Source organism: Aeromonas sp. S15(2024), assembly GCF_041402265.1.
GTDB classification, from domain to species: domain Bacteria; phylum Pseudomonadota; class Gammaproteobacteria; order Enterobacterales; family Aeromonadaceae; genus Aeromonas; species Aeromonas dhakensis.
The window spans coordinates 233,155-254,815 of the sequence record NZ_JBGLQY010000006.1; the positions used below are offsets into that span (position 1 = coordinate 233,155).

Below are 21,661 nucleotides of genomic sequence, written 5' to 3' on the forward strand. Positions count from 1 at the left end.
CCGTGGCCCATGGCATTAGAAACACGTCCACTACACTGACCTCACCGGACTGTGGTCGTTTGCTTTTTGGAGGCTGAGTCCCCGTCAAAAAACCTGACCCAGGGGAAGCTGCGGACCCGTGAGTGGTGGCACCTTGGTGACCCCGTTTAGGAATGAGATCGAATCCGAGTCCCCGTCGGCACTATTTTGTGATGGAGGGATATTCATGAAAAAGCACAACACTGAACACGGTTTACCGATCATCCATGCCCGCGCTGCGGGCATCGATATCGGTTCGCGGTTCCATGTGGTTGCGGTGCCCACCGCGCTCGCCGAAGAACCAGTGCAAACCTTTCAGGCTTTCACGGCAGACCTGGAGCGTATGGCTGATTGGCTGGCCGAGCTAGGGATCACCACCGTGGCAATGGAGTCAACGGGCGTGTATTGGATACCCGTGTACGAGATCCTGGAGACCCATGGCTTACAGGTCATCTTGGCTAACGCCAGGGATGCCCGGGCCGTACCAGGGCGAAAAACCGACGTCAACGATGCGCAATGGCTCCAGCGCCTGCATGCTTGCGGTCTACTGCGCGCCAGCTTCCATCCTGAACGGGAGATCGCCGCACTGCGCAGTTATCTGCGGCTACGTGAACGTCACCTTGATTACGCTGCGGCCCATATCCAGCACATGCAGAAGGCGCTAACTCACATCAACCTGCAATTGCAGCATGTGGTGAGTGACATCACCGGCGCCACCGGTATGCGGATCATCCGTGCCATTGTCGCAGGGGAGCGAAATGCCACGATGCTCGCCGCCATGCGCGACCTGCGCTGTCAGGCGAGCGTCGAAACTATCCAACGTGCGCTGGTTGGCAATTACCAGCCCGAGCATGTGTTTGCCTTGAGTCAGGCACTGGCCATGTATGACGCCTACCAGGCCCAGATTTCTCTCTGTGATGAGCAGATTGCCCAAAGCTTGCAGCAACTCTCTCGTGGCAAGCCCCGCCCCAGCGAAGTGCTACCTAAGCCACGCCACCGTACCCGGCAGCCGAACGCACTCAACTTCGATGTGCGCACCTTGCTCTATCAGCTGGTTGGTATCGATCTGACCCAGATCCATGGCATTGGCCCTTACCTGGCACTGCGTTTGGTGGCCGAGTGTGGAACGGATCTGAGCCGCTGGCGAACGGCCCAACACTTCACCTCCTGGCTGACACTGGCTCCGGGCTGCCGGATCAGTGGCGGCAAGGTGTTGTCAGCTCATACTCGCAAGACCAAGAATCGAGTGACTGCTCACCTACGACTGGCAGCGGTGACCATCGGCAGAACAAATACAGCGCTGGGGGCATTCTACCGACGGTTGTCAGCGCGCATTGGCAAAGCGAAGGCGGTCACCGCCACAGCCCGCAAGATTGCGGTTTTGTTCTACAACGCCATGCGTTTTGGTATGGAATATCAGGATCCTGGCGCCGATCACTACGAGCAGCAGTACCGCGATCGGGTGGTCAAGGGATTGCACCGTCGGGCCGCCGAATTTGGTTTCACCCTACAGGCAATCGAGGGTGTTTCTTAGGAAGGCTACTGCTCTCTTGATAGCGGACGACTTCACACGTACGCGCTGATAGACCGATTAAGGGAGCAAGCCCCCATCACATTGGTCTGCTGCGCTTTCGATGTTCCCACCTCCTGTTTTTACGATTATCTGGCCCGCAGGCGGACGATTAACCGTGAGCGCATGCAGCAGCGCTGCGAGTTGCGCCGGTTGTTCAAAGTGAGCCGGAACTCGGCAGGCAGCCGTGCCTTGATGTCGATGATGCGGGAGCTGGGGTATCAGATTGGCCGGTTCAAAGTACGTAACCTGATGAAGGAAGCCGGGCTGGCATCCAAGCAGCCGGGCGCACACCGTTATAAGGTGGCACAGTCTGAACGACCGGACATTCCCAATCTGCTGGCCCGCGAATTTGATGTCCAGCAACCCAATCAGGTGTGGTGTGGCGATATCACCTACGTCTGGGCAGGTGGCCGTTGGCATTACCTGGCGGCGGTGCTTGACCTGCATACCCGGCGGGTTGTGGGGTGGGCGATGTCAGATAAACCAGATGCCGAGCTGGCCATCAAAGCACTTGAGATGGCGTATCAGCAACGAGGTTGTCCGTCAGGCATGCTGTTTCACTCTGACCAGGGCAGCCAATATGGCAGCCGGGCATTTCGGCAACGACTGTGGCGCTATCGCACGACCCAGAGTATGAGTCGTCGTGGTAACTGCTGGGATAACGCCCCGATGGAGCGGTTGTTCAGGAGCCTGAAGTCAGAGTGGCTCCCGGTAACGGGATACCTGAGCCTGCGGGAGGCGAAACGGGATATCAGTTATTACCTGATGGATTACTACAACTGGCTGCGTCCACATCACCACAATAACGGGATACCGCCAGCAACAGCCGAAGAACGGCCTAATCAAGTGTCCGGATTTAGTTGACCACTACAAAAAGTAGGTGTTTTTTTAATCCTTAGCAAAGTAGAGGGGCTTTATTTAATTATCAACCAGCTGTGCGGTTCTTAGGTCTAAAGCTGCAGCAATCCGCTGAAGGGTTTTCTTCTGTGGTGAACCGTCAATTCTTTCGACCTGCGCAACAGCTGATGGGCTAACGCCCAATCGTTGGGCCAATTCCTTTTGGCTAACTCCTTTGTATGTGCGCCATGCGGCCAACAAACTTATCTTTTTCCTAGACTGTAACTCTCGGACCTCTTGAGGAACAAACCCCTCTGCATCCTTATCACTCCAGTTTGTCAATGCCAAATATTGGTGATATGGAATAACTGCAAATTTTGGTTCGCCATCTTGACAAATGAACTGAACATCTACTTGTATTTTCATTGTATGATTAAGCCATCTTTTCGAAAAGCAACCCATTAATACAATATCATGTAGGCTCCAGTTAAAGTAAAGCATATACTTAAACTACATCTTACGTAATGGTTATAAGTTGCTGTTTATATTGAATTATAATAAATAAAAACTGATAGCACTCAATAAACGATTGGTATTATTAAATCTTTAAATGGCTATAAAAACCAACTATAAATAGATTGATACTATCAAAACGATATCGCAGCCGTTCCTTGGTTCTATGAGTTAATGCGCTAACCTTCCCCAGAAGGCCGACAATTAAGGAAGTAGGCTTCATTTTCTCATTGCTCCCGGCATTGAAAAAATCAAATGTTCTTGTCACTGTTTTGTCTCGTACAACGTCTAATTGCTTTGCGTAGTAAAGTGGTTGTGGATAGCTATTCATGGTTGCCAGCTCAGTTATTAAAGCAAATATAGTATTCTTACCGAGGTGTCATTGGCTCTGCTCAGAGCTTAGGCCGTTCCACTGTTACAGGATTACAAGAGAAAGAGGCTTCCCATCTTCAGTATCTTGGGCCTTGAACGATCCTTCAGCACTCTACCCGCTGAGCACTGTTAATTCCCTCGTCAACCAGAGTCGCCCTTGTCTTACGCTGTAGTTAAGGATCTGGAAAACCGGACGCAGCTTGGGGCGAGGATGTTCGAGAACAGGAGCAGGCATGGGAAGCGTCTGGGCAAAAAGGACATTCTCTGTATCCCTGGTGTTTAGCAATGCTGGGGGCAGTCCTGCAAGGAGGAGACCCAGCCAGCCTTTGCCCCTACTTGCCCAGTGATTACCTAATAAGATCAGGTTGGCCCCAGAAGAAGGAGCCCAGTTAGAACTTGCCCTATCAGATAGGGTCTAAGGGGATAATTCAACGTAATAATGCAACCCACTATGTCAACTGCAAGAGGCTTGATAAGCGAGTACGTCGGACAATGAATTTTTCCAGTTCAGCTACACAGAATACCAACAGACCAGCAACCCACACCTTGCTCTATTCGCTCAACGTCAAGCTTGTGGAATCAAAAATACTTTGCATCAAGGGAACATGGGTAAACGCTGTCTGGAGCACAATGCAAGCTGCAATGGCCAGTACAACATAGCGATTACCGGTTAATCCATTGCGACTGAGGGCTGACTGAAGAATGAAGCGACATTTACCAGATAGAACATTTCCGCGATGACCACGGCATTGGCAGCCATTGTGCGAGCCGTTTCAATACGTGTACCAATATTCAGTTCCCATAAGAAGAGGCCAAGCGCACCACTCATCATGAGTACCGAAACCATCAACACCCGCCAAACAAAGAATCCTGATAGCAGTGCTTCTTTCGGTGGCCGTGGCTGCCGGTCCATGATCCCATGTTCGGCTGGTTCGAAAGCCAGTGCTAGCTGTGTAAACCCACCAGGTTGTTCACAGATTGAAGACGACTGATTGGGGGCTGTGATAGTTCAGACTGGCATGAGGACGATGCCAGTTGTACTCATGCAGCCACGGGGTCAAGTGTTCTGCCCGTTGCTCTGACGACTCATAGCTCCGGGCGTACGCCTATTCACGCAGGGCGGTCTGAATGAAGCGCTCTGCTTTGCCATTGGTCTGGGGTGTGTAAGGCTTGGTGCGCAGGTGCTTGAGCCCCAACCGACGACACAGCTTCTGGAAGCGTTTCGACCGATAACAGGCGCCATTGTCAGTGAGTAGCCGACTGAAACGAATACCGAGCCCGGCGTAGTAACGAAGAGCCTGTAACAGCGCCAGGCAGGTACTGCGCCCCGTTTCATCAGGATGCAGGGCGCTGAACGCCACACGGGAGTGGTCATCAATCTCCACATGCGCATACTCCCATCACGCGCCGGGGGAGTCCTGGCTGCGGTCACCGGTGACACGATGGCCGGGGCGACGGAAATGCCCCAGCTTTTTGATGTCTAAATGCAGCAAGTCACCCGGTTTCTCATGTTCATCACGTTGTACTGGAGGGGCTGGTGCCAGATCCGCCAGTCGATTCAGTCCCATTCGTTGCAGGATACGGGCGACGGAACTGTGTCCGATGCCCAACACTTGGCTGATGTGCCGATAGGTCTGTCGTTGCTTGCGCAGTGCGATAATCACCTGTTGGCGCTGGTCATCGATGGCGTGGGGACAGGATGCGGGTCGAGAAGAGCGATTGTGCAGCCCATCAGGCCCCTCCTGGCGATATCGCGTGAGTCACTTGTAAGCGGTGCGGGTACTGACCCCGGCGGCGTGAGCCGCTTCTTCAACACGCAGGCCTTGTTCAAGGATACGCTGGACAAGAAGCTGTCGACCGAAGAGGGTTAATCGGGCATTTTTATGGTTGTTCACTGGGGCACCTCGGATGATTGGTTTGGTTGGCGCCTCCAATTTTGCGGGAATGCCCCGAGTGAACAACCTACAGAGAGATCACAGCTAGCCCTAAGGTGCTCGATGTGACCATATTGATCCAAAGCACCTGAGCAGGGGTCAGTGGCAGTGTCAGCTCAAACAAGATGGCTGCGATCACCACCAGAGCTTCACCACCATTAGTGGGCAACATGAACAAAATGAACTTCTTCAGGTTGTCATAAACAGCACGACCTTCACTAACAGCACTGGCAATAGTGGCAAAATTGTCGTCTGCCAGCACCATATCAGAGGCTTTTTTGGCAGCCTCGGTACCTTTCATCCCCATTGCTATTCCTACATCGGCACGTTTCAATGCCGGGGCGTCGTTCACCCCATCTCCGGTCATGGCCACCACCTGACCATCACTTTGAAGTGCTTGTACCAGACGTAACTTATGTTCCGGTGCGGCGCGAGCGAAAACATCTACAGCCATTACCAGCCGGCGCCAGTTAGCATCATCCATCATGGCAACGTCTTCACCAGTAATGGCAGGTTTATCTACACCAATTGCCAGTTGTGCGCCAATTGCCCGCGCAGTTTCCACATGATCACCAGTAATCATTTTGACCTGGATGCCTGCATGGTGACACTCACGGATAGCGCGCACAGCTTCTTCTCGCGGTGGGTCGATGATGCCAACTAGAGCGAGCAAGACATAGCCAGACTCCATGTCGTTCTCTCTCAGGTGCTCACCTTGTGGCTCGGTCTGTTTACAGGCCAAGGCCAGCAAACGCAGCCTTTGTGCTGCTGTGTCAATGGCCATACGCCGCCAATAAACGACATCCAGAGGCCGCTCGCCATTATGTCCCAGTTGCATGCTACACATATCGAAGATGCGTTCCGGGGCTCCCTTGACAAAGATCCACGGCGTATCATTGCTGTCGCGATGATACGTGGCCATAAATCGGTATTGTGGCTCGAAAGGAATGGTATCAATACGAGGCCATGCTTCGTGACCGATGTGCTGACTGAAACCGGCTTTACTACCCAGCACGAGCAATGCCCCTTCTGTGGGGTCTCCTTCCACCCGCCATAACCCCTCGTCTTCACAAAGGCGGGCATCATTGCACAGCACTCCAGCACGAATAGCCATGGCCAACGCGGGGTAATGTTCAGGGTCGATGATCCGTCCATCGATACTCACATTCCCCACTGGGGCATAACCCACCCCGCCCACGTCAAATACATGACCAGCACAAGCTAGGCGTTGTACCGTCATTTCGTTGCGAGTCAGTGTCCCTGTTTTATCCGAACAGATGACTGTCACCGCCCCCAGAGTTTCCACCGCAGGCAAGCGACGAATGATCGCCTTACGTCGAGCCATGCGCTGAACACCCAGTGCCAAAGTGACTGTCATGATAGCTGGCAGCCCCTCAGGAATGGCTGACGCAGCCAAAGCTACCACCATCATGAACATTTCGGCTGGGCTGTGACCTCGCCATAGCGTGCCTAACACAAAGGTCAAGAACGACAGGCCCAATATTGCCAGGGCCAACATTCGGCCAAAACGATCCATTTGGCGTAATAGAGGTGTCGTCAGGCTGTTAATACCCGACAGCATTTGGTTGATTTTGCCCAGTTCGGTGCCTGCGCCAGTGGTCACAACAATGCCACTGGCCTGTCCGCATACCACAAGGGTTCCAGAATAGGCCATACCGTAACGGTCACCCAAGGGGGTGTCAGCAGCTACCGCTTCGACGTCTTTTCAACCGGGAGTGACTCACCAGTCAGCGGGGCTTCTTCGATACGCAAACCGTGAACATCAACCAAGCGTAAATCAGCTGGCACTCGGTCACCCGAAACGAGCACAACTCTATCGCCAGGCACCAGCTGGGTAGCATCGACCTCGCGACGCTGGCCGTTGCGGATCACGGTAGCATGTGACGAGAGCATGGCGCGAATAGCATCCAGTGCAGATTCCGCCTTACCTTCCTGGATGAAACCGATAACGGCATTGATCACTACCGCCATCATCAAGACACCAGTGTCGATCCAGTGTCCAAGCAGAGCGGTGATGGCAGCTGCTGCTCCCATCATCACGTAAAGCAGAATGTTGTGGAACTGCATCAAAAACCGCAACAACGGAACACGCCGCTTTGGTGGGGCCAAACGATTGGGTCCGTACTGCTTTAAGCGCATACGAACGTCAGTTTCTGCGAGGCCACCTGCACCACTTTGTAGCATCTGCTCAACTTGAGCAGGAGACAAGGTATGCCAATCGTCAGTTTGTGGATGCACCAAACGATTTTTGGGTGAACTACTCATTATTGATAGCCCTCGTCTTTGTTATTACGCAGAAAAGCGCTTTGTTAAAGAACTGGCGAGCTTACTTATAAATATTACCCACACCCATGTTCCTGTCCAATTGACTCACCTCGTCAGTATCAAAGACGGGACTACTCTCCAGAGCCAGTCACTTCTGGTTTGGTAAACACGTTAGAGACTCATTTTTTGAGTACAACATCCAACACAGAAAGAGTTATGACCACAGGCATGGCTTTCACTACGACGAAGGTTACAGCTGAATAAAGTGGGAATAGTCTAATGCAGGAGATTCAAAGTGGAAAAGTATCATCGGGTACGAAAAAAATCTTATATTTTTTGTTGAAGTGGCTAGATCCTGATGAAGATCAACATATGTGAAATTGAATTGCCCAATAGTAATTAAATCGTTTTTAAGGAGTGATAATTGTGGGCCTATCAGAGTGCAGGTTGGTCGCATCAATATCGGGGCGTCTTCGCATAAAGCTGGAAGGGGTTTCTGTCTCCAAGCTCAAGCGATGTCAGCAGTGCATTGACGCGTTGCCGGATGTGACTGGCTGTACAGACCTAGTTATCACCTGACACCGGCCTCAAACCGGTGTCTTGTTTACGCTACTTTAGAGCGCACTTCCTTCGGTATCAATTTCAGACCCTTTTTGAACATGCTGTAGGGGGTCTGACCCTCCATCATCCTGCCCTGATGTGGTCGCTGGTTGTTGTAGTGATCCAGATAGCTATCCAGGTCTGTCTGCATCTGCTCCACCGACTCATACCAGGTTGTCCTCCCTTTGATACGGAAGTGTTCATCCAACAGGGTACGATGCAGCCGTTCGATAAAGCCGTTGCTCTGTGGCCTGCGCACCTTGGTTGTCCGATGTTCAATCTCCTCCAGTTGCAGGAACAGCTCGTAGGGATGATGGTCTGGGCGTCCGCAGAACTCGCGCCCGTTGTCCGACAGGATGGTATAGACCCGCGCCTCGTGAGCCTCGAAGAACGGCAACACAGTTTCATTGAGCACATGGACCGAGGTCACCGGCAGCTTGCTGGTGTAGAGCCGCCCCCAGGCGTGGCGGCTGTAGCAGTCCAGCACGGTTTGCAGATACACCTTGCCAACCCCCTTGAGTACACCGACGAAGAAGGTATCGACCGCCACCAGTTCCCCGGTGTAGTGGACCTCAATCTGGCGTTCGCGAAACTCGGGACTGAAGCGCTCTAACAGGCGAATTTGCTCGTCATTGAGCTCAATCGTCTGCTCTCGGTGAGTTTTCTCGAGGCGCAACAAACGGTCGTGTTTAGAGAGCAAATCGTGACGTTGCCACACGCCACGCACGCCACCCGCACTGACGTTGATGCCTTGCAGAGCGAGTTCTTGCGCGACCCGCAACGGGCCATGGGTAGGTTGGGTCAGTGAGTAATCGAGGATGGCCTGCTCAATCTCGGGAGCGACCCGGTTGGGATGAGCCCCTTTACAGCCGGGCAGTTTGTCGAGCAAGCCCTCGGCGCCATAGGTCTGGTAGTTGCGTCGGATTTCGTAGAACTGCTGGCGGCTGTATCCGATGAGCTTGCAGGCTTTGTTGACGTTATTGAGCTCTTTGGCGAGCTCTAGCAGGCTGAGTTTGCGACGTGCTACTTTCTCGTTGGTGGTCATACGGTGACTCCAGATAACACGGTAGGGGTACCGTTTTGTTATCCGGTTTGAAGCCGTATGACCACTCCCTTTTGTGGGCAACTGTCAGGTGAATACCATCTCCATACAGACTGGCACTCTGTTGAGGGTTGATGCCAGCAGTCTGGTCGTCTTCTATCTTGCTTCGTTATCGCAAGCGGCCATGGAGCAACAGGTGCTGACGCTTTGCCAGGAGCTGACCTGTGTGCCCAGCGAACTTGCTCCCGCTCCATCGCCTGCTCCCGTTAGGACCCGCTCTCATCGGGCGGTGTGGCGTCGTCGGGCCAACCGTACCGCCAAGGTGGTCGGGATCACCGCCCTTCCTCTCTCCATCGCACTGGTCTATGCCGGTAACAAGCATCTACACGCGATGACCGGTTGGCTGTTTGTCACGGCACTGGCGGTTCATCTTTTTATCCATCGTAAGAATGTGCTTCGTTAACGCCGGCATTCAATCAAGGGCAATGCATGATCCACATAGAACAGCTTCGCAACATAACTCGTCACCTTACGATCGCCCACCATATTCCAGGCCGGATCAGGTTAAAGCTACTTAGAGGTGCTTTCAGCAATCGTGAAATGGATGCCCTGGGTCAGGTTGGCTCGCTGCACAACATGATCGCCATCATGCCGGGGATCCAGGCACTGCGGGTCAATCTCGCTGCCATGTCGTGTGTGGTTGAATACGATACATCCGAGATCCCCTGTGCCTTGTGGGAGTCACTGCTCAGTGGTGAGGAGTCTGAGGCGGTCCATGACATGCTGGCGCGTATTGAACATCACTACCAGCAGCATCTGAAGGGGTAAACCCGGCAAGCCATCCGCATATAGAGGAGATTGAATATGATCCCATTGATCATCGGCGCCATTACCGGTGCCTTGGTTGTGCGCGCAGCAAGGCAGGCGCTGCCCAGGATCCCCGTGAAAAAAGCCGGGGCGACGCTGCACGATGCCGCCGTGTCTGGGCTCACGTCACTGGAGCACTCGGCTGCCCGGCTGCGTCTGCACCTTGAAACTCAAACCACAGCACAAGAACCTGCTGTGAGCGACGCCACTCCCGGCCAGGAACCGGGATCTGACGTGAGGGAGCGCGATGCAGACCAAGCAGAGTGAACTCATTAATCATTTCATCCGGGGGGCGGTTGCAGGGGGTCTGCTCAGTGCCTTGCAGGGGCGGGTCGCCCGCTCATCAGATCGGTCAGCACGCAAGATATTGCGCCACTCCTTGCAGGGCGGCTTTGCCGTTGCCACCGGTCTTGGCGTCGCCAATGCGTTGGAGCAGGGCGACTATCAACAAGCCGGCATCTTGTTGTTAGGTGGTGCCGTGGGTATTGCCAGCGCTGAGCACATGCTCGCCACTGTAAAGGAGAAAAAACGTGGGTAAAAAAAGTAAGAAGACCAACAAGAAGCTAATGAAACAGCTCGCCGCCCAGTGGAGCCAGACTGGCACTATGGGGAGTGCGGGGACCCAGGCGCAAGGCTGGCTGGGAAAACTGCAGGCAAGCGGCAGCCAGCAGTTTCTGCTGGGGGCTGCGCTGGGCGCCACTGCCGCCTACATACTGAGCAACGATGAGATGCGCGAGAAGATCATCCGCTCGGCAGTGCGCCTCTACAGCGATGTCAGTGGCGGGATGGCGGAGCTCAAGGAGCAGGTTGCCGATATGCAGGCTGAACTGCAAGCCCAGGAAGTGAGCCAAGATGAGTAGTCTGCCTGACGGCACTTTTGCATCCTTGCATCCTGTCCACACCTGTCCTGGGCGGATCCGCTGGCGTTACCGCCTTGGTGTGTGTCAGCCACTCGATGCCAAGGCGATGGTCGCGGCCATCCAGGATCTGGATGGGGTGATCTCGGCGCGCATCAATCCGCAGACCAGCTCCTTGATCGTGCACTATGCCAATGCCGAGGTCGGTGCCGAGTCGCTATGCGCCCAGGTGCTCTCCCTGTCATTGCCGGCAGGAGGTGAAGTCAGCGCTGACAGCGATACACCAACCCCTTCTCGGCTCGCCACTTCCTTTGCTACGTTGCTTGGGGTCAATCTGTTGCCACCGTCGCTACGCCTGCCGTTGTCACTGCTAATGGCCAAGCCTGTGCTGCGCCATGGGGCGCGTGAGCTGGCCAGCCGTGGTCTGACCTCCCACGTGCTCGAAGCTATGGCGGTGTCTATTTCGCTTATCAGCCGGGACTATCTGGCTGCCAATACCACCGCTTTTATGCTGGAGCTGGGTGAGTATCTGGAAGACTCCATCGCCCGGCGTTCTGACGATATGTTGCGGGATCTGCTCAAACCCTCCAGCGATGAGATCTGGATCGAGCGCGATGATCAGGAGATCCGGATCCCTGCCCGCGATGTCCAAGTCGGCGACACCGTGGTGGTGGGCACCGGCATGGTGATCCCCATCGATGGCACTGTGCTGGGGGGGGAGGCGTTCGTCAACGAGGCCTCCATGACTGGCGAAAGCGGTCCGGTGGCGAAAAAACGCGGTTGTGGCGTGCTGTCCGGCACTGTTTTGGAGGAGGGGCGACTGCGTATCTATGCTGAGCATGTGGGGCTGCGTACCGCCGCATCACGCATCGCTGATTATGTACAGCAGTCGCTGACTGCCAAAAGTGAGGTGCAACTGCACGCCTCGCAGCTGGCAGACCAGCTGGTGCCGCGAGTGCTCGGTCTGGCAGGCGGTGCCTATGTCGTCGGCGGGGACTGGCGCCGCGCCGCCGCCGTATTGCAGGCGGACTACTCCTGCGCGCTCAAGCTCGCCACCCCGGTCGCCTTCAAGTCCGCCATGTATGCCGCCGGGAAAACCGGCATCTTGATCAAGGGCGCGACGGCCCTGGAGCGTCTCGCCGAAGCGGATACGTTTATTTTCGATAAGACCGGCACGCTGACAAATGGTGAGCTGGAGGTCACTGATTCGATCACCTTTGATGCCGCTTATAGTGCTGACGACCTTATCTGCCTGGCGGCCTCCGTGGAGGAGCACTATTTTCATCCACTGGCCATCGCAGTAGTGGAGGCGTCGCGTAGTATCCATGGACGTCACTTCGATCACACAGAAGTCGAATTCATAGTGGCGCACGGGGTTGCCAGCGAGATCGATGGCAAGCGCATTGTGGTTGGTTCCCGCCATTTTATTGAAGAGGATGAAAGTATCGATGTCAGCCCTTGGCAAGAGACGCTGGCGCGCCTCTACGAGGAGGGCAAGATTCTGCTCTACATCGGCTATGGCGGCATTCTGATCGGGGTGTTGGCCTTGCGTGATACGGTGCGGGCAGATAGTGCTGCCACCTTACGACGGCTACGTCAATCCGGGGTGAAACGCATTCTTCTGCTGACGGGCGACCATTACGATCGTGCCTATGAGTTGGCTCAGGAGCTCGGTATCGATCAGGTGTTTGCACAGCTGCTGCCTCATGACAAGGCGAGGATCATCGACGAGCTGACTACAGAAGGTGCTCGTATCGCGTTTGTAGGGGATGGGATCAACGATGCCCCCGCCCTTGCTGGAGCGCATGTCGGAATTGCCATGCAAAAGGGGGCAGATATTGCTCGGATTTCGGCCGATATCGCACTGCTCCAAGACGATATCACCCGGGTGGCTGAAGCCCGTGAACAGGCGCTGGCAACCATGGAGCTGATCCGCCGTAATTATCACCTGACCATCAACGCTAATACCGCTATTTTGGGGGCGGCCGCTATTGGTATGCTGAACCCTATCACTGCATCGGTATTACATAATGGGACAACAATAGGTATTTTATTTAATGCGCTGAGAGGCAACAGAGCTTAATAAAATTCATATTTACAATGTTGTTCTTTATATAGTCTGGCTGTCAGTGATATTATCTCAAACTAATAAAAATAAATAATATAATCTTCCTTTCGGTTGAAGAGCGTCCCTTGCTGCTCTAGCCAACAGCAGGGACGCAATGCCTGCCACAGGGAGTGAACAGACATTGTGAGTATAACCATGAATTTGGCGAGATACAACGCAGAAGATAAAAAACGCCTCTCACATGGAGAGGCGTGAAAACGAGCTATGCGAATAGCTCATCTCTGGTGGGAAGATAAGCACCTCAGTTTAGCGCACCGAGGCTTGGTTCATAAAAAGAACCGATTACAGGATACAACTCTTAACATAACATGTGCAAGCCTTGTTTAGCTTCCATGTTGCTGGAGTGATTCCAGTGATGAAATTTTTATTATCTCACGGATAACTCACAACGTTAGTTCGTTAATAAATTAACTTTCTTCATGACTTAACATGTTGTGACTGCTATCACACTTTATCTATATTTATAGATGAGCGTAGCCAAAAGAGAGCGTACAGTTTGGTCGTGGTTCGAAGGTCCGTAAGTACAAAATATTTTTAATAAATGAAGGCGGTATAGGTCTACGGAAAGACAATAAAAAACTCCTCTCTAGGAGAGGAGTTGAAATGAAGAAAAAACAAAGGCTTTACTCTGCACTGACAACTACTCACCACCTCCCTGTGGAAGGCTTCGATAAGCCCTATGTTGCGGTTGTCAGTAGCTCCAAGGAGCTGGTTAAACTATAGACACTAAAAAGGATGAACGCAAACAATAACTCAATAAAAATTTGGTGTACATTCATCTCGTTTAAATAATGAATGAATTCCTCCCATTTTACGATATCATTCATTACAAGTTCATCGCGTGAACAAACTGTTAACATACAGTGGCAGTCACTCTCTAAAATCAGCCACCGAATAAAACTGCGATATTAGACTTGGTGGAAAATGAAACCATAAAGAAATTTACGTGTTAATTAAAATGGGGAATTAACTTTTATTGAAACACCACCTTACCACCCCAATGAATTTACATAGCTCTAAGGAACAGATTGTTCCGGTTATGAATATGGAGGCAAAGCATCGCACTCTCCCTCGACACCTACGAATGCCACCACAACATAACCAATTGTAATCATTGGCTTTTAATTCAGCTGAATCAACTAGTACACAAGATGGAAAACTTTTACTACAATAAAAATTCATAATGGATTATATCAGATTAATTTAATAACTATAACCTTTCAAGGTTTAACACTTTTTAGTCGATATGTAAGATTTACAACTAAAATTCCCTTAAGAGACATCGACCCCAGAGGCCACATATGAAAAGTTTATCGCTCAAGTACAAAATACTACTATCAGTTACCATTGCGCTGTCTATGAGCATAATACTGATGTCATGGAGCAGTTACTCAACACAGAAGCAACTGCTGCTTGAAGACAGTAAAGAACAAGCCGAACGCTTAGGCAAACAACAAGCCGAACAGATCGGTGACTGGCTAACCAGCCGTATCGACGTGATCAAGGCATTGTCTACAAAGGTGGACAACAATACCGTAAGAGCACTACAGCAAGCAAAGGAATCCGGAAGATTTGCTAGCGCATATTACGGTACCCAAAATGGGGAAATGCTCAACTTTGATCCAAGCGTTGATTACAGTACCTATGATCCTCGCACAAGGCCTTGGTATCAAGAAGCGAAAAATAACCATCGCTTGAGCGTGACGAAACCATACATTGATATTACCGATAATGTTTTGGTTGTCACTATTGCACAACCTATCGACACAGGTGTTGTAGCTGGCGATGTTTCCATCGCTGGTATGGTTGAAGACATTAACAAAATGACATTGCCAGCAAATGGATTTGCCATTCTCATACATAAAGATGGAGCCGTTATTGCTTACCATGATAATGACAAAGTCATGAAGCCGCTCACAAGCATTGATAACGATTTATCCACTGACTTCATTGCAAAAATAATTGGCAAAAGCGAGCTGCACCCCGTCTCTTTTGACCAGGAAGGGAAAGACAAGCTTATTTGGGCAACCGGTATTTCTGATACCGATTGGAGTTTGATATTAGTGCTCGATAAAGAAAAGTTAGAAGCCCCTCTATCTACCTTGCTGTTCACACAATTGGGCTTGGCCTTTGTAATGATAGTGGTGAGTATTCTCGCTATATCTTGGTTGATAGCCTTGTTGCTCGGCCCCCTTGTCCGGGTTACACAGGCCTTGGCCAAAATAGCCGATGGGAATGGCGATCTGACACAACGGATCAGTGTGGATACGCATGACGAGGTTGGGTTACTCGCAAACAGCTTTAATCGGTTTGTGGGGAGCCAACATAAGTTGATTTCCCATATAAGAGCGCTGGCCAGTGAATTGGATGCTGATGCAGAACAAAGCTTGGCCTCAAACCACGCCGCAGTCAACGAACTACAACGACAGCAACAAGAAGTCACCATGGTCGCGACTGCAGTCACCGAAATGGCCAGCGCAACTCAAGAAATTGCTAATAATGCAGAAAGCACCGCATCTGCAGCTCAGCTGTCTTCCCAGAGTAGCGAGCAAGGTAAACACCTGGTCAACCAAACTCGTTCATCCATCAATCATCTGGCAAATGAAGTTGGGGAAGCGACGGAGGTCATTGGGGAATTGGAGCGACATGCCCAAGACATATCAGGAATTTTGTCAACTATTCAGGGAATTGCTGAGCAAACAAACCTTTTAGCCCTAAACGCAGCGATTGAAGCCGCACGCGCTGGAGAGCAGGGTAGGGGGTTTGCAGTGGTTGCAGATGAGGTTCGAGTCCTTTCCAAGCGGACTCAAGACTCTACTCTAGAAATACATTCAACTATCGAAACGCTACAACAGACTACCAACCAAGCTGTGGGCCTGATGCACACAAGCAAGCAACTCGCTGACAATAGTGTGCGGGATGCAGATGCGGCGGTTCACGCTCTAGAAGAAATTACGAATGCGATTAACCTCATATCAGACATGGCAGGCCAAATCGCAACCGCGGCGGAGGAACAAACGCAGGTTACCGGAGAAATAACTCAAAATACGACAGCAATAAAAGATGTCACAGATGAAATAACGGCGGCAGCGATGAAAGACCTGGCTCAAGCTGAGAGCCTCAAAGGCCGGGCACATGATTTAAACGAACAGGTTTCGACGTTCATTCTCTAGACAATAAAAGTGCTCCATGCGCAGCCGTCAGTTAGCTTTCCCCACCATATGAACATTCGTTCTATAAAACAAAAACCCCGTATGTGCGGGGTTTTTGCGTGTGTCTATCAATTGTATCAAAGACCATATTCTTTCATTTCACGTTTCCACTCTATTTCGTCGTTAGTCGGAGTAATCGCTACATGGAGTTGCCAGCGGAGAAACAGCACTGCACAGACAACCAGCAACACTTGCAGTACCGAGAACCCAGCTCTACCGCCAGGGGCGTTTGTTTTGCAGGACTGCAATCCCCACATCCCCAGTCCCACAACTATTAGCACGACCACCGTGACTAAACCGAGCGGCTTGGATAGGTCAACAAAGAGCCCTGCCCAAGCTAGAGAACGTCCTGCAGCACTGAACAAATCACACATGCCAACACCCCACTTATGCCCGGCCCAATACCGATCTGTTATCGTTCAAGGTTGCAAGCCACCTCAGCATTTGTTCCGCTGAACACTCCGGCGCCACTCCCTTCCGGCATACCGCACACAGCTAACTCCTATCAGTAGTCAACTTGGCGCTCTCCGTAGCCTGGGCGTCAGACTAACGTTTCACCCACCTTGCTGAGCTGCTACAAGCAGAGCGGTTTCTTTCTGTTCGCCGGTCACCATCTACTGTTGTTGATCCTCGGACGAGCTCAGCATCATCTGGTCACTATTCAAATCGCCGGCGGTGTAAAGATGGATCGCCTGCGTTGCTTGCCACCGCTTTTGAGGAGTGAAATTCATGCCTTCCCCCTTCATCCCAGCGTCAGCTGGGACGACCCCCTAGCCAGCTTGCACAATTTTTGTGGGGGCTGGCAAGTCCGTCGCAACAAGGCGCGCGCGATTGTCCATCAACAGCAAGAAATGGTTATCGGTCTGTCGTAGGAATAACCTGCAGCTTATGGCTGAAATAGCAGACAGCCTCGAGTATTTGGGCCACCTAATGGTCACCCTGGCTTTATGCAATAACGTGCAGTTCTCGATGAACTGACTTGGGTGAGGAGTTCGGAGACAGAAGCTGGCATGGGATATTCCTGGACGACAAGGGGGCCCTAGTGTATCTAATTTGGCCGTGTCAATTGCAGTGCTGCAAACCGGGGAAGATCCCGTCCACTCATGCCTCCTCTCAAGCTATGCAGTTAGGGCGAAAGGTGCAACCTTGTCACTCGACAACATGCGCTACATGACATCGAGATCTAACGTTGAAGGAATTGGATGATGAGGGGGCACTCACGGGCATAATCCCCAAAACTGAGTCGTCATAACAAAAGCTGCTCTAGCCATTCAGGCTATCGCCAGATGTGAAGCCGACAGATCTCGCAGTCTGACTCAGGGTTGTAACTCACCATACCCTTCTATTGAGGACGGCTCCTCTAATATGGGCTTTGGTTCGGGCACAACAAGTTGAGTCTTATCAGGCATCTGTTGTCGTCGTTTGACTCTAGCAAGTACTCGACGCTGCTGTTTACGTTCAGCAGCTAAAATGCGCACCATTGAGGCCCCTAATTCTTTCATATTGACTAACAGCTCACCAGAGTGTAGTGTAACTTGTCATAGGACTGAGAACTGCGAGTCCTCCGTAATAAGAGTCAGGCTGCCCACATAATAAAATCATCACGGGGGCATGTCCCCCGTTCCCTCCCTGCCAGCAGATGAAGCCGTGTCCGTACTACATGTCATCTCACGTTAATTAATAGCAGATTTACCGGTCAATCCAGAAATGCTGCGCGAGAAGTCCATTGCTTCTCACGGCAAAGAGAGCTATGAATCCCTATATGCATGGTTATTAGTTGCTCACATAGGGAGGGACGTATGAACACCTATTTGCGCCACGGAGAGAGTTCTGTTGATACGAATGGATTCTCGATCATAACAACCGTCTCAGGAGCCTTCAACAAAGAAGGCGCGCTGGTTTGGGCTAATGCCATGAAACGTGCTATAGAGCGCTTTGCTGGAAGACCTTTTTGTATCCTGATTGATATGCAGAAGCAAGTTGGCTCAACCCCAGAGGCTATCGAGGTATACAATACTTTCAATACTTGGCTCAACGAGCAACCACTCATTGCTAAAGCCTATGTCATCGCTTCCCCGGTCCTGCACTCCATTACGGTTGCAAGACTTCCAGCTGTTAGTGGGCAAAATACTCGCACCTTTTTATGCCAAGAACATGCCCAAAAATGGCTTGCGGAAGAATATGTGAAACAGGTACAGGTGACCAGCATCCCGTTCTTGGTGACCAAATTCGGTACCACCGCAGGCGATGAGTAGTGAACGCCATATACTTCAAATCAAACCAAGCTTGGAGTAGTGCCATCTGAGGTTGGTGAGCAACCATCAAATGCGCAACGGTTGCGGGAATAGCTCATCGCTGCAGTAGGTCTGTTGTCCATTCAGCCTGCGGTGGAGCAAACTGCTGTTCTTGGACGCTGATTGTCATACTCTTCCCCCAAGGTCCCAGTAGACTCCAAGGCCCACTGCAACACATGCATTCGGATCGTATCAAGGCAACCTCTGAGTTGGCAATGTGTCAGTACAATAACAGGTTCAAGGTCTGTCTGAAACTCCCGCTGGAACAGCATAACCTCTTCTGAAGGTGGTGCCTTGCTGGCACGGACGAACTCACCGGAGGTCACCCATGTAGTGGTCAACTAAATCCGGACACTTGGTTAGGCCGTTCTTCGGCTTCCGCTGGCGATATCCCATCGTTGTGTTGATGCGGACGCCGTCATAGTAATCTATCAAGTAGTAGCTGATATCCCGCTTCGCTTCCCGCAGGTTCATATATCCCGTTGTCGGAGTCTGGTTTGGCAAGATGTCATCAATGGCTAAGAAAAGCTAAAAAAGAACATAGAAGGAAGTGGCCTTGATGAGCCGTATCCTTCCTATTCAGGTGGCAAATCACCTGCCACAAACTGAGCCCAAGCATCCATCATTGGCCGCCGCTGATCGAGCAAATCAGTACGGTGGTATGCAGCTTCTACCTTGTTTTGAATTGTGTGAGCTAACGCTCGTTCAGCGAGATCTCGCGCATAGCCTTGCTCGCTGCACCAGTCCCGAAAGCTGGAACGAAAACCATGAGCAGTTGCCATTCTGCCAGGAGTACAGCTCTCCGCTTTGGCCCTTCTCAGAAACATCGTCAGCACTGTGTCTGAGAGTGGTACTTGGTCTCTGGGAGAAGGGAATACCAATTCGTCATGTAATCCTCTTAATCCCTTCAGGATCTCGACGGCACGAAGAGATAACGGAACACGATGTTGTTGCTTGGCTTTCATGCGCTCGGCTGGTAGGGTCCAAATCTTTGCTTCTAAGTCTACTTCTGGCCACTTCATGGCTCTGACTTCACCTGAGCGGCATGCAGTCAGGATCAAGAACTCTAGCATAGAGCGGGTGACGTCGTACTGTTGCGCTGTTCTCAGGTGCTTTTGCACAAAGGCGGGGATATCACGCCAAGGCATCGCGGGCTGGTGTTCAACCCGCACAGACTTGCTGGGTTGTGCCGGTAGTAAGTGACCCACCACATCTACTGGGTTTGCAGAGGTATAGCTGTGGGCCCATGCCCAAGCCATCACTGCGTGTAGGCGCTGCTTAACACGGCTTGCTGTTTCCGGGATCGTCAGCCATATCGGTTGCAAAACGGAAGCGATATGGGCTGGAGTGATGGCATCAATGGAGATAGCGCCAATGGTAGGAAAGGCATATTGCTCCAATGTGGTGATCCATTGCTTACCGTGCTTGGGGTTCTTCCAGCCGGGTAGCAAGCTTTCGTAAACCAGTCTGGCAGATGCTTCCAAGGTCGGGATCTTCGGCTTGTTCTGCTCCTGCAGCCGGATCTCTAGTGGGTCCAGATTATTCGCCAGCTGTTCCCGCATTACCTGGGCGTCTCGAGCTGCGTCAGCGATAGAGATCTCAGGATAAGTCCCGAGGCCAGCGTTACGTCGTTTCTTCGTCAGTGGGCTGACATAGCGGAATACCCACTTGCCTCTACCCTTGGCTGTAGAAGGGTGTAGCGTCAAGCCTGTAACGCCACCGTGAGCAAGGGGTTTATCTTCCGGCTTGATGTTACGAGCTTTGGTATCGGTGAGGATTGCCATCAGGTAACCTCCTTGGGAATTGAATATGCCACTCAGTATGCCATTAAGCATATGCAGTGGTAATATGTGATTGGGATGGATTGGACAGAAATTGCTTGTAAGATACTGATAGGAATTGGTTTGTCTGATTGATTCAGAATTGATTGGACTTGATTGCGGCGGGCACCTCCTCCGCCATTTATTCAGCCAAAAAGGCCATCCGAAAGGATGGCCTTTTTGCTATTCAAATCCCCGCTGTCATTCTGCCTCTGATTGTGCAAGCCATCTTTATCCACGTTTTTCAGACAGTTGGCCAAGGCTGACGCTTGCGATTTTCCTGCCTGTTTGATCGCGTTCATTGCGAGACTATCACCGGGCAACCAGCGTCTTGATCGTCTCCGTTGGCCCTGATATTCGCACAGTTCGGTGGGGATCTCGTCTCGCTGGCTCATCCGCCACAACTTGGACTCCTTTTGTTGCTTGATGCAGGCAGCGTGGAGGACTGCTGGTCCACCGGTGAGAGGTCAGCCATGACGAATGTTGCAATGATTAACATCCGTAGGAGTCATGACTGGTCACTGGTGGAACAATCTTGTTCTTCTGTAGCATTTCATTACAAAAATTACGGTTCGATAGCATAAAGTGTGGGGCAGTTCTGATTTTCCTATGTACCGGGGTGTGTCATCTATTGACGCTTGTTAACATTCAGCATGTTTCCATGTTTGGCCACCTTATCTTGTGCATGATCCTCATACCCCGGAAATGAATACCCTGCACGCGCTGGAGCTTATCGGTCAGTTCGAGACGGCGGCTGACGAGCGCGCCATCGTGACCCTGCTGCGCGAACTGAGCGGCCGCATGGGATTCGACTATTTTCGCTTGGCCCTGATCTTTCCCAGTACCATTCAGCGTCCGGACGTCATCATCTTCAACGGTTGCCCACAGGCTTGGGTGGATACCTACACCGGCAGCGGCTTCTTTGCCATCGACCCCATCGTCAAGTGCGCCATGACCAGAAGCACGCCCATTCTGTGGGCCGATGTGGTGAACGATGATGAGCGTTGTGATGAACAGGGGCGGGAGGTGATGCAGCTGGCCAGCGAGTACGGCATTCGCGACGGTATCACCCTGCCCTGGCACGGTGCCAACGGCCATGTCGGCCTGCTCTCCTTTATTACCAGTACGCCTCGTACCAGCCAGCAGTGGCTCTCTGCGGTGCCCTTTATCAGCTGGCTCTCCATGCATATCTTTGAGGCGGTGGCCCGGGTCTGTCTGGCGGGGCTGTCACCGCACGATGCGCTGAGTTTGCGGGAGCTGGAGGTGTGTCGCTGGGCGGCGGAGGGCAAGCAGGTGAGCGATATTGCC

At 52.0% G+C, this 21,661-nt stretch carries 16 protein-coding genes and 4 pseudogenes; 11 read left to right on the forward strand and 9 right to left on the reverse strand.

Annotation, left to right across the window (positions count from 1 at the left end):
- Window positions 1-205: 205 nt before the first annotated feature.
- Window positions 206-1,552 carry an IS110 family transposase gene (locus ACB033_RS14725; protein WP_223951385.1) on the forward strand — a complete coding sequence of 449 codons (1,347 nt, stop codon included), beginning with the start codon at window positions 206-208 and terminating at the stop codon, window positions 1,550-1,552.
- Window positions 1,553-2,455, forward strand: a pseudogene (locus ACB033_RS14730) (IS3 family transposase); the annotation flags it as partial.
- A gap of 54 nt (window positions 2,456-2,509) precedes the next feature.
- Here ACB033_RS14730 and ACB033_RS14735 read toward each other — a convergent pair.
- The 6 genes and pseudogenes from ACB033_RS14735 to ACB033_RS14760 all read right to left on the reverse strand — a co-directional run bounded on the left by ACB033_RS14735 (window position 2,510) and on the right by ACB033_RS14760 (window position 9,178).
- Entirely contained in the window at window positions 2,510-2,854 is a 345-nt protein-coding gene (locus tag ACB033_RS14735) for a helix-turn-helix domain-containing protein (protein WP_223951384.1), read from the reverse strand.
- 1,010 nt (window positions 2,855-3,864) lie between these two features.
- A pseudogene (locus tag ACB033_RS14740) lies at window positions 3,865-4,226 on the reverse strand (cation transporting ATPase C-terminal domain-containing protein).
- A gap of 32 nt (window positions 4,227-4,258) precedes the next feature.
- A pseudogene (locus ACB033_RS14745) lies at window positions 4,259-5,208 on the reverse strand (IS481 family transposase).
- Between the two features lie 67 nt (window positions 5,209-5,275).
- Window positions 5,276-6,940 carry an HAD-IC family P-type ATPase gene (locus ACB033_RS14750; RefSeq protein ID WP_289781254.1) on the reverse strand — a complete coding sequence of 555 codons (1,665 nt, stop codon included), beginning with the start codon at window positions 6,938-6,940 and terminating at the stop codon, window positions 5,276-5,278.
- Window positions 6,941-6,954: 14 nt separating this feature from the next.
- Complete coding sequence (locus tag ACB033_RS14755; protein WP_289781253.1) at window positions 6,955-7,533, reverse strand: cation-transporting P-type ATPase; 579 nt, start codon at window positions 7,531-7,533, stop codon at window positions 6,955-6,957.
- A 604-nt stretch (window positions 7,534-8,137) separates the two neighbouring features.
- Window positions 8,138-9,178 (reverse strand): IS481 family transposase, encoded by a 1,041-nt coding sequence (locus ACB033_RS14760; protein WP_252601702.1) that lies wholly within the window; start codon window positions 9,176-9,178, stop codon window positions 8,138-8,140.
- 88 nt (window positions 9,179-9,266) lie between these two features.
- On the opposite strand from ACB033_RS14760, the gene ACB033_RS14765 reads away from it, so the two are divergent.
- The 8 genes from ACB033_RS14765 (at window position 9,267) to ACB033_RS14800 (ending at window position 18,494) form a co-directional block, all read left to right on the forward strand.
- Window positions 9,267-9,638: a hypothetical protein gene (locus tag ACB033_RS14765; RefSeq protein WP_223951382.1), complete on the forward strand. Its 372-nt coding sequence runs from the start codon at window positions 9,267-9,269 to the stop codon at window positions 9,636-9,638.
- A 137-nt stretch (window positions 9,639-9,775) separates the two neighbouring features.
- On the forward strand, window positions 9,776-10,003 hold the full coding sequence (locus ACB033_RS14770) for a hypothetical protein (RefSeq protein ID WP_223951381.1): 228 nt from the start codon (window positions 9,776-9,778) through the stop codon (window positions 10,001-10,003).
- 36 nt (window positions 10,004-10,039) lie between these two features.
- Window positions 10,040-10,309 (forward strand): hypothetical protein, encoded by a 270-nt coding sequence (locus ACB033_RS14775; RefSeq protein ID WP_371140574.1) that lies wholly within the window; start codon window positions 10,040-10,042, stop codon window positions 10,307-10,309.
- Window positions 10,290-10,580, forward strand: a complete 291-nt coding sequence (locus ACB033_RS14780; protein WP_223951379.1) for a hypothetical protein — start codon at window positions 10,290-10,292, stop codon at window positions 10,578-10,580. The genes ACB033_RS14775 and ACB033_RS14780 overlap by 20 nt, the downstream gene beginning before the upstream one ends.
- The gene (locus ACB033_RS14785) at window positions 10,573-10,902 is read left to right on the forward strand and encodes a hypothetical protein (protein WP_223951378.1); all 330 of its coding nucleotides are present in this window, start codon (window positions 10,573-10,575) and stop codon (window positions 10,900-10,902) included. Before ACB033_RS14780 ends, ACB033_RS14785 begins: the two co-directional genes overlap by 8 nt.
- Entirely contained in the window at window positions 10,895-12,982 is a 2,088-nt protein-coding gene (locus ACB033_RS14790) for a heavy metal translocating P-type ATPase (RefSeq protein WP_223951377.1), read from the forward strand. The genes ACB033_RS14785 and ACB033_RS14790 overlap by 8 nt, the downstream gene beginning before the upstream one ends.
- 1,346 nt (window positions 12,983-14,328) lie before the next feature.
- Complete coding sequence (locus ACB033_RS14795; protein WP_371140575.1) at window positions 14,329-16,200, forward strand: methyl-accepting chemotaxis protein; 1,872 nt, start codon at window positions 14,329-14,331, stop codon at window positions 16,198-16,200.
- Between the two features lie 1,838 nt (window positions 16,201-18,038).
- Window positions 18,039-18,494 carry a hypothetical protein gene (locus ACB033_RS14800; RefSeq protein ID WP_223951375.1) on the forward strand — a complete coding sequence of 152 codons (456 nt, stop codon included), beginning with the start codon at window positions 18,039-18,041 and terminating at the stop codon, window positions 18,492-18,494.
- Between the two features lie 376 nt (window positions 18,495-18,870).
- Here the strand turns inward: ACB033_RS14800 and ACB033_RS14805 are convergent.
- The 3 genes and pseudogenes from ACB033_RS14805 to ACB033_RS14815 form a co-directional block, all read right to left on the reverse strand.
- Window positions 18,871-19,022 (reverse strand): annotated as a pseudogene (locus ACB033_RS14805) (IS3 family transposase); the annotation flags it as partial.
- Window positions 19,023-19,108: 86 nt separating this feature from the next.
- Window positions 19,109-20,317 (reverse strand): tyrosine-type recombinase/integrase, encoded by a 1,209-nt coding sequence (locus ACB033_RS14810; protein ID WP_371140576.1) that lies wholly within the window; start codon window positions 20,315-20,317, stop codon window positions 19,109-19,111.
- 182 nt (window positions 20,318-20,499) lie between these two features.
- Window positions 20,500-20,748: a hypothetical protein gene (locus tag ACB033_RS14815; RefSeq protein WP_371140578.1), complete on the reverse strand. Its 249-nt coding sequence runs from the start codon at window positions 20,746-20,748 to the stop codon at window positions 20,500-20,502.
- A gap of 310 nt (window positions 20,749-21,058) precedes the next feature.
- Here ACB033_RS14815 and ACB033_RS14820 point away from each other — a divergent pair.
- A partial coding sequence (locus ACB033_RS14820) for an autoinducer binding domain-containing protein (RefSeq protein ID WP_371140577.1) occupies window positions 21,059-21,661 on the forward strand: 603 nt, incomplete at its 3' end.

What these genes read in the sequence shown, in the direction of transcription:
- ACB033_RS14725 (WP_223951385.1), top strand. Translation starts at nt 206, where the DNA reads ATGAAAAAGCACAACACTGAACACGGTTTACCGATCATCCATGCCCGC.
- ACB033_RS14735 (WP_223951384.1), bottom strand. Translation starts at nt 2,854, where the DNA reads ATGAAAATACAAGTAGATGTTCAGTTCATTTGTCAAGATGGCGAACCA.
- ACB033_RS14755 (WP_289781253.1), bottom strand. Translation starts at nt 7,533, where the DNA reads ATGAGTAGTTCACCCAAAAATCGTTTGGTGCATCCACAAACTGACGAT.
- ACB033_RS14760 (WP_252601702.1), bottom strand. Translation starts at nt 9,178, where the DNA reads ATGACCACCAACGAGAAAGTAGCACGTCGCAAACTCAGCCTGCTAGAG.
- ACB033_RS14770 (WP_223951381.1), top strand. Translation starts at nt 9,776, where the DNA reads ATGGATGCCCTGGGTCAGGTTGGCTCGCTGCACAACATGATCGCCATC.
- ACB033_RS14775 (WP_371140574.1), top strand. Translation starts at nt 10,040, where the DNA reads ATGATCCCATTGATCATCGGCGCCATTACCGGTGCCTTGGTTGTGCGC.
- ACB033_RS14780 (WP_223951379.1), top strand. Translation starts at nt 10,290, where the DNA reads ATGCAGACCAAGCAGAGTGAACTCATTAATCATTTCATCCGGGGGGCG.
- ACB033_RS14790 (WP_223951377.1), top strand. Translation starts at nt 10,895, where the DNA reads ATGAGTAGTCTGCCTGACGGCACTTTTGCATCCTTGCATCCTGTCCAC.
- ACB033_RS14795 (WP_371140575.1), top strand. Translation starts at nt 14,329, where the DNA reads ATGAAAAGTTTATCGCTCAAGTACAAAATACTACTATCAGTTACCATT.
- ACB033_RS14800 (WP_223951375.1), top strand. Translation starts at nt 18,039, where the DNA reads ATGAACACCTATTTGCGCCACGGAGAGAGTTCTGTTGATACGAATGGA.
- ACB033_RS14810 (WP_371140576.1), bottom strand. Translation starts at nt 20,317, where the DNA reads ATGGCAATCCTCACCGATACCAAAGCTCGTAACATCAAGCCGGAAGAT.
- ACB033_RS14815 (WP_371140578.1), bottom strand. Translation starts at nt 20,748, where the DNA reads ATGAGCCAGCGAGACGAGATCCCCACCGAACTGTGCGAATATCAGGGC.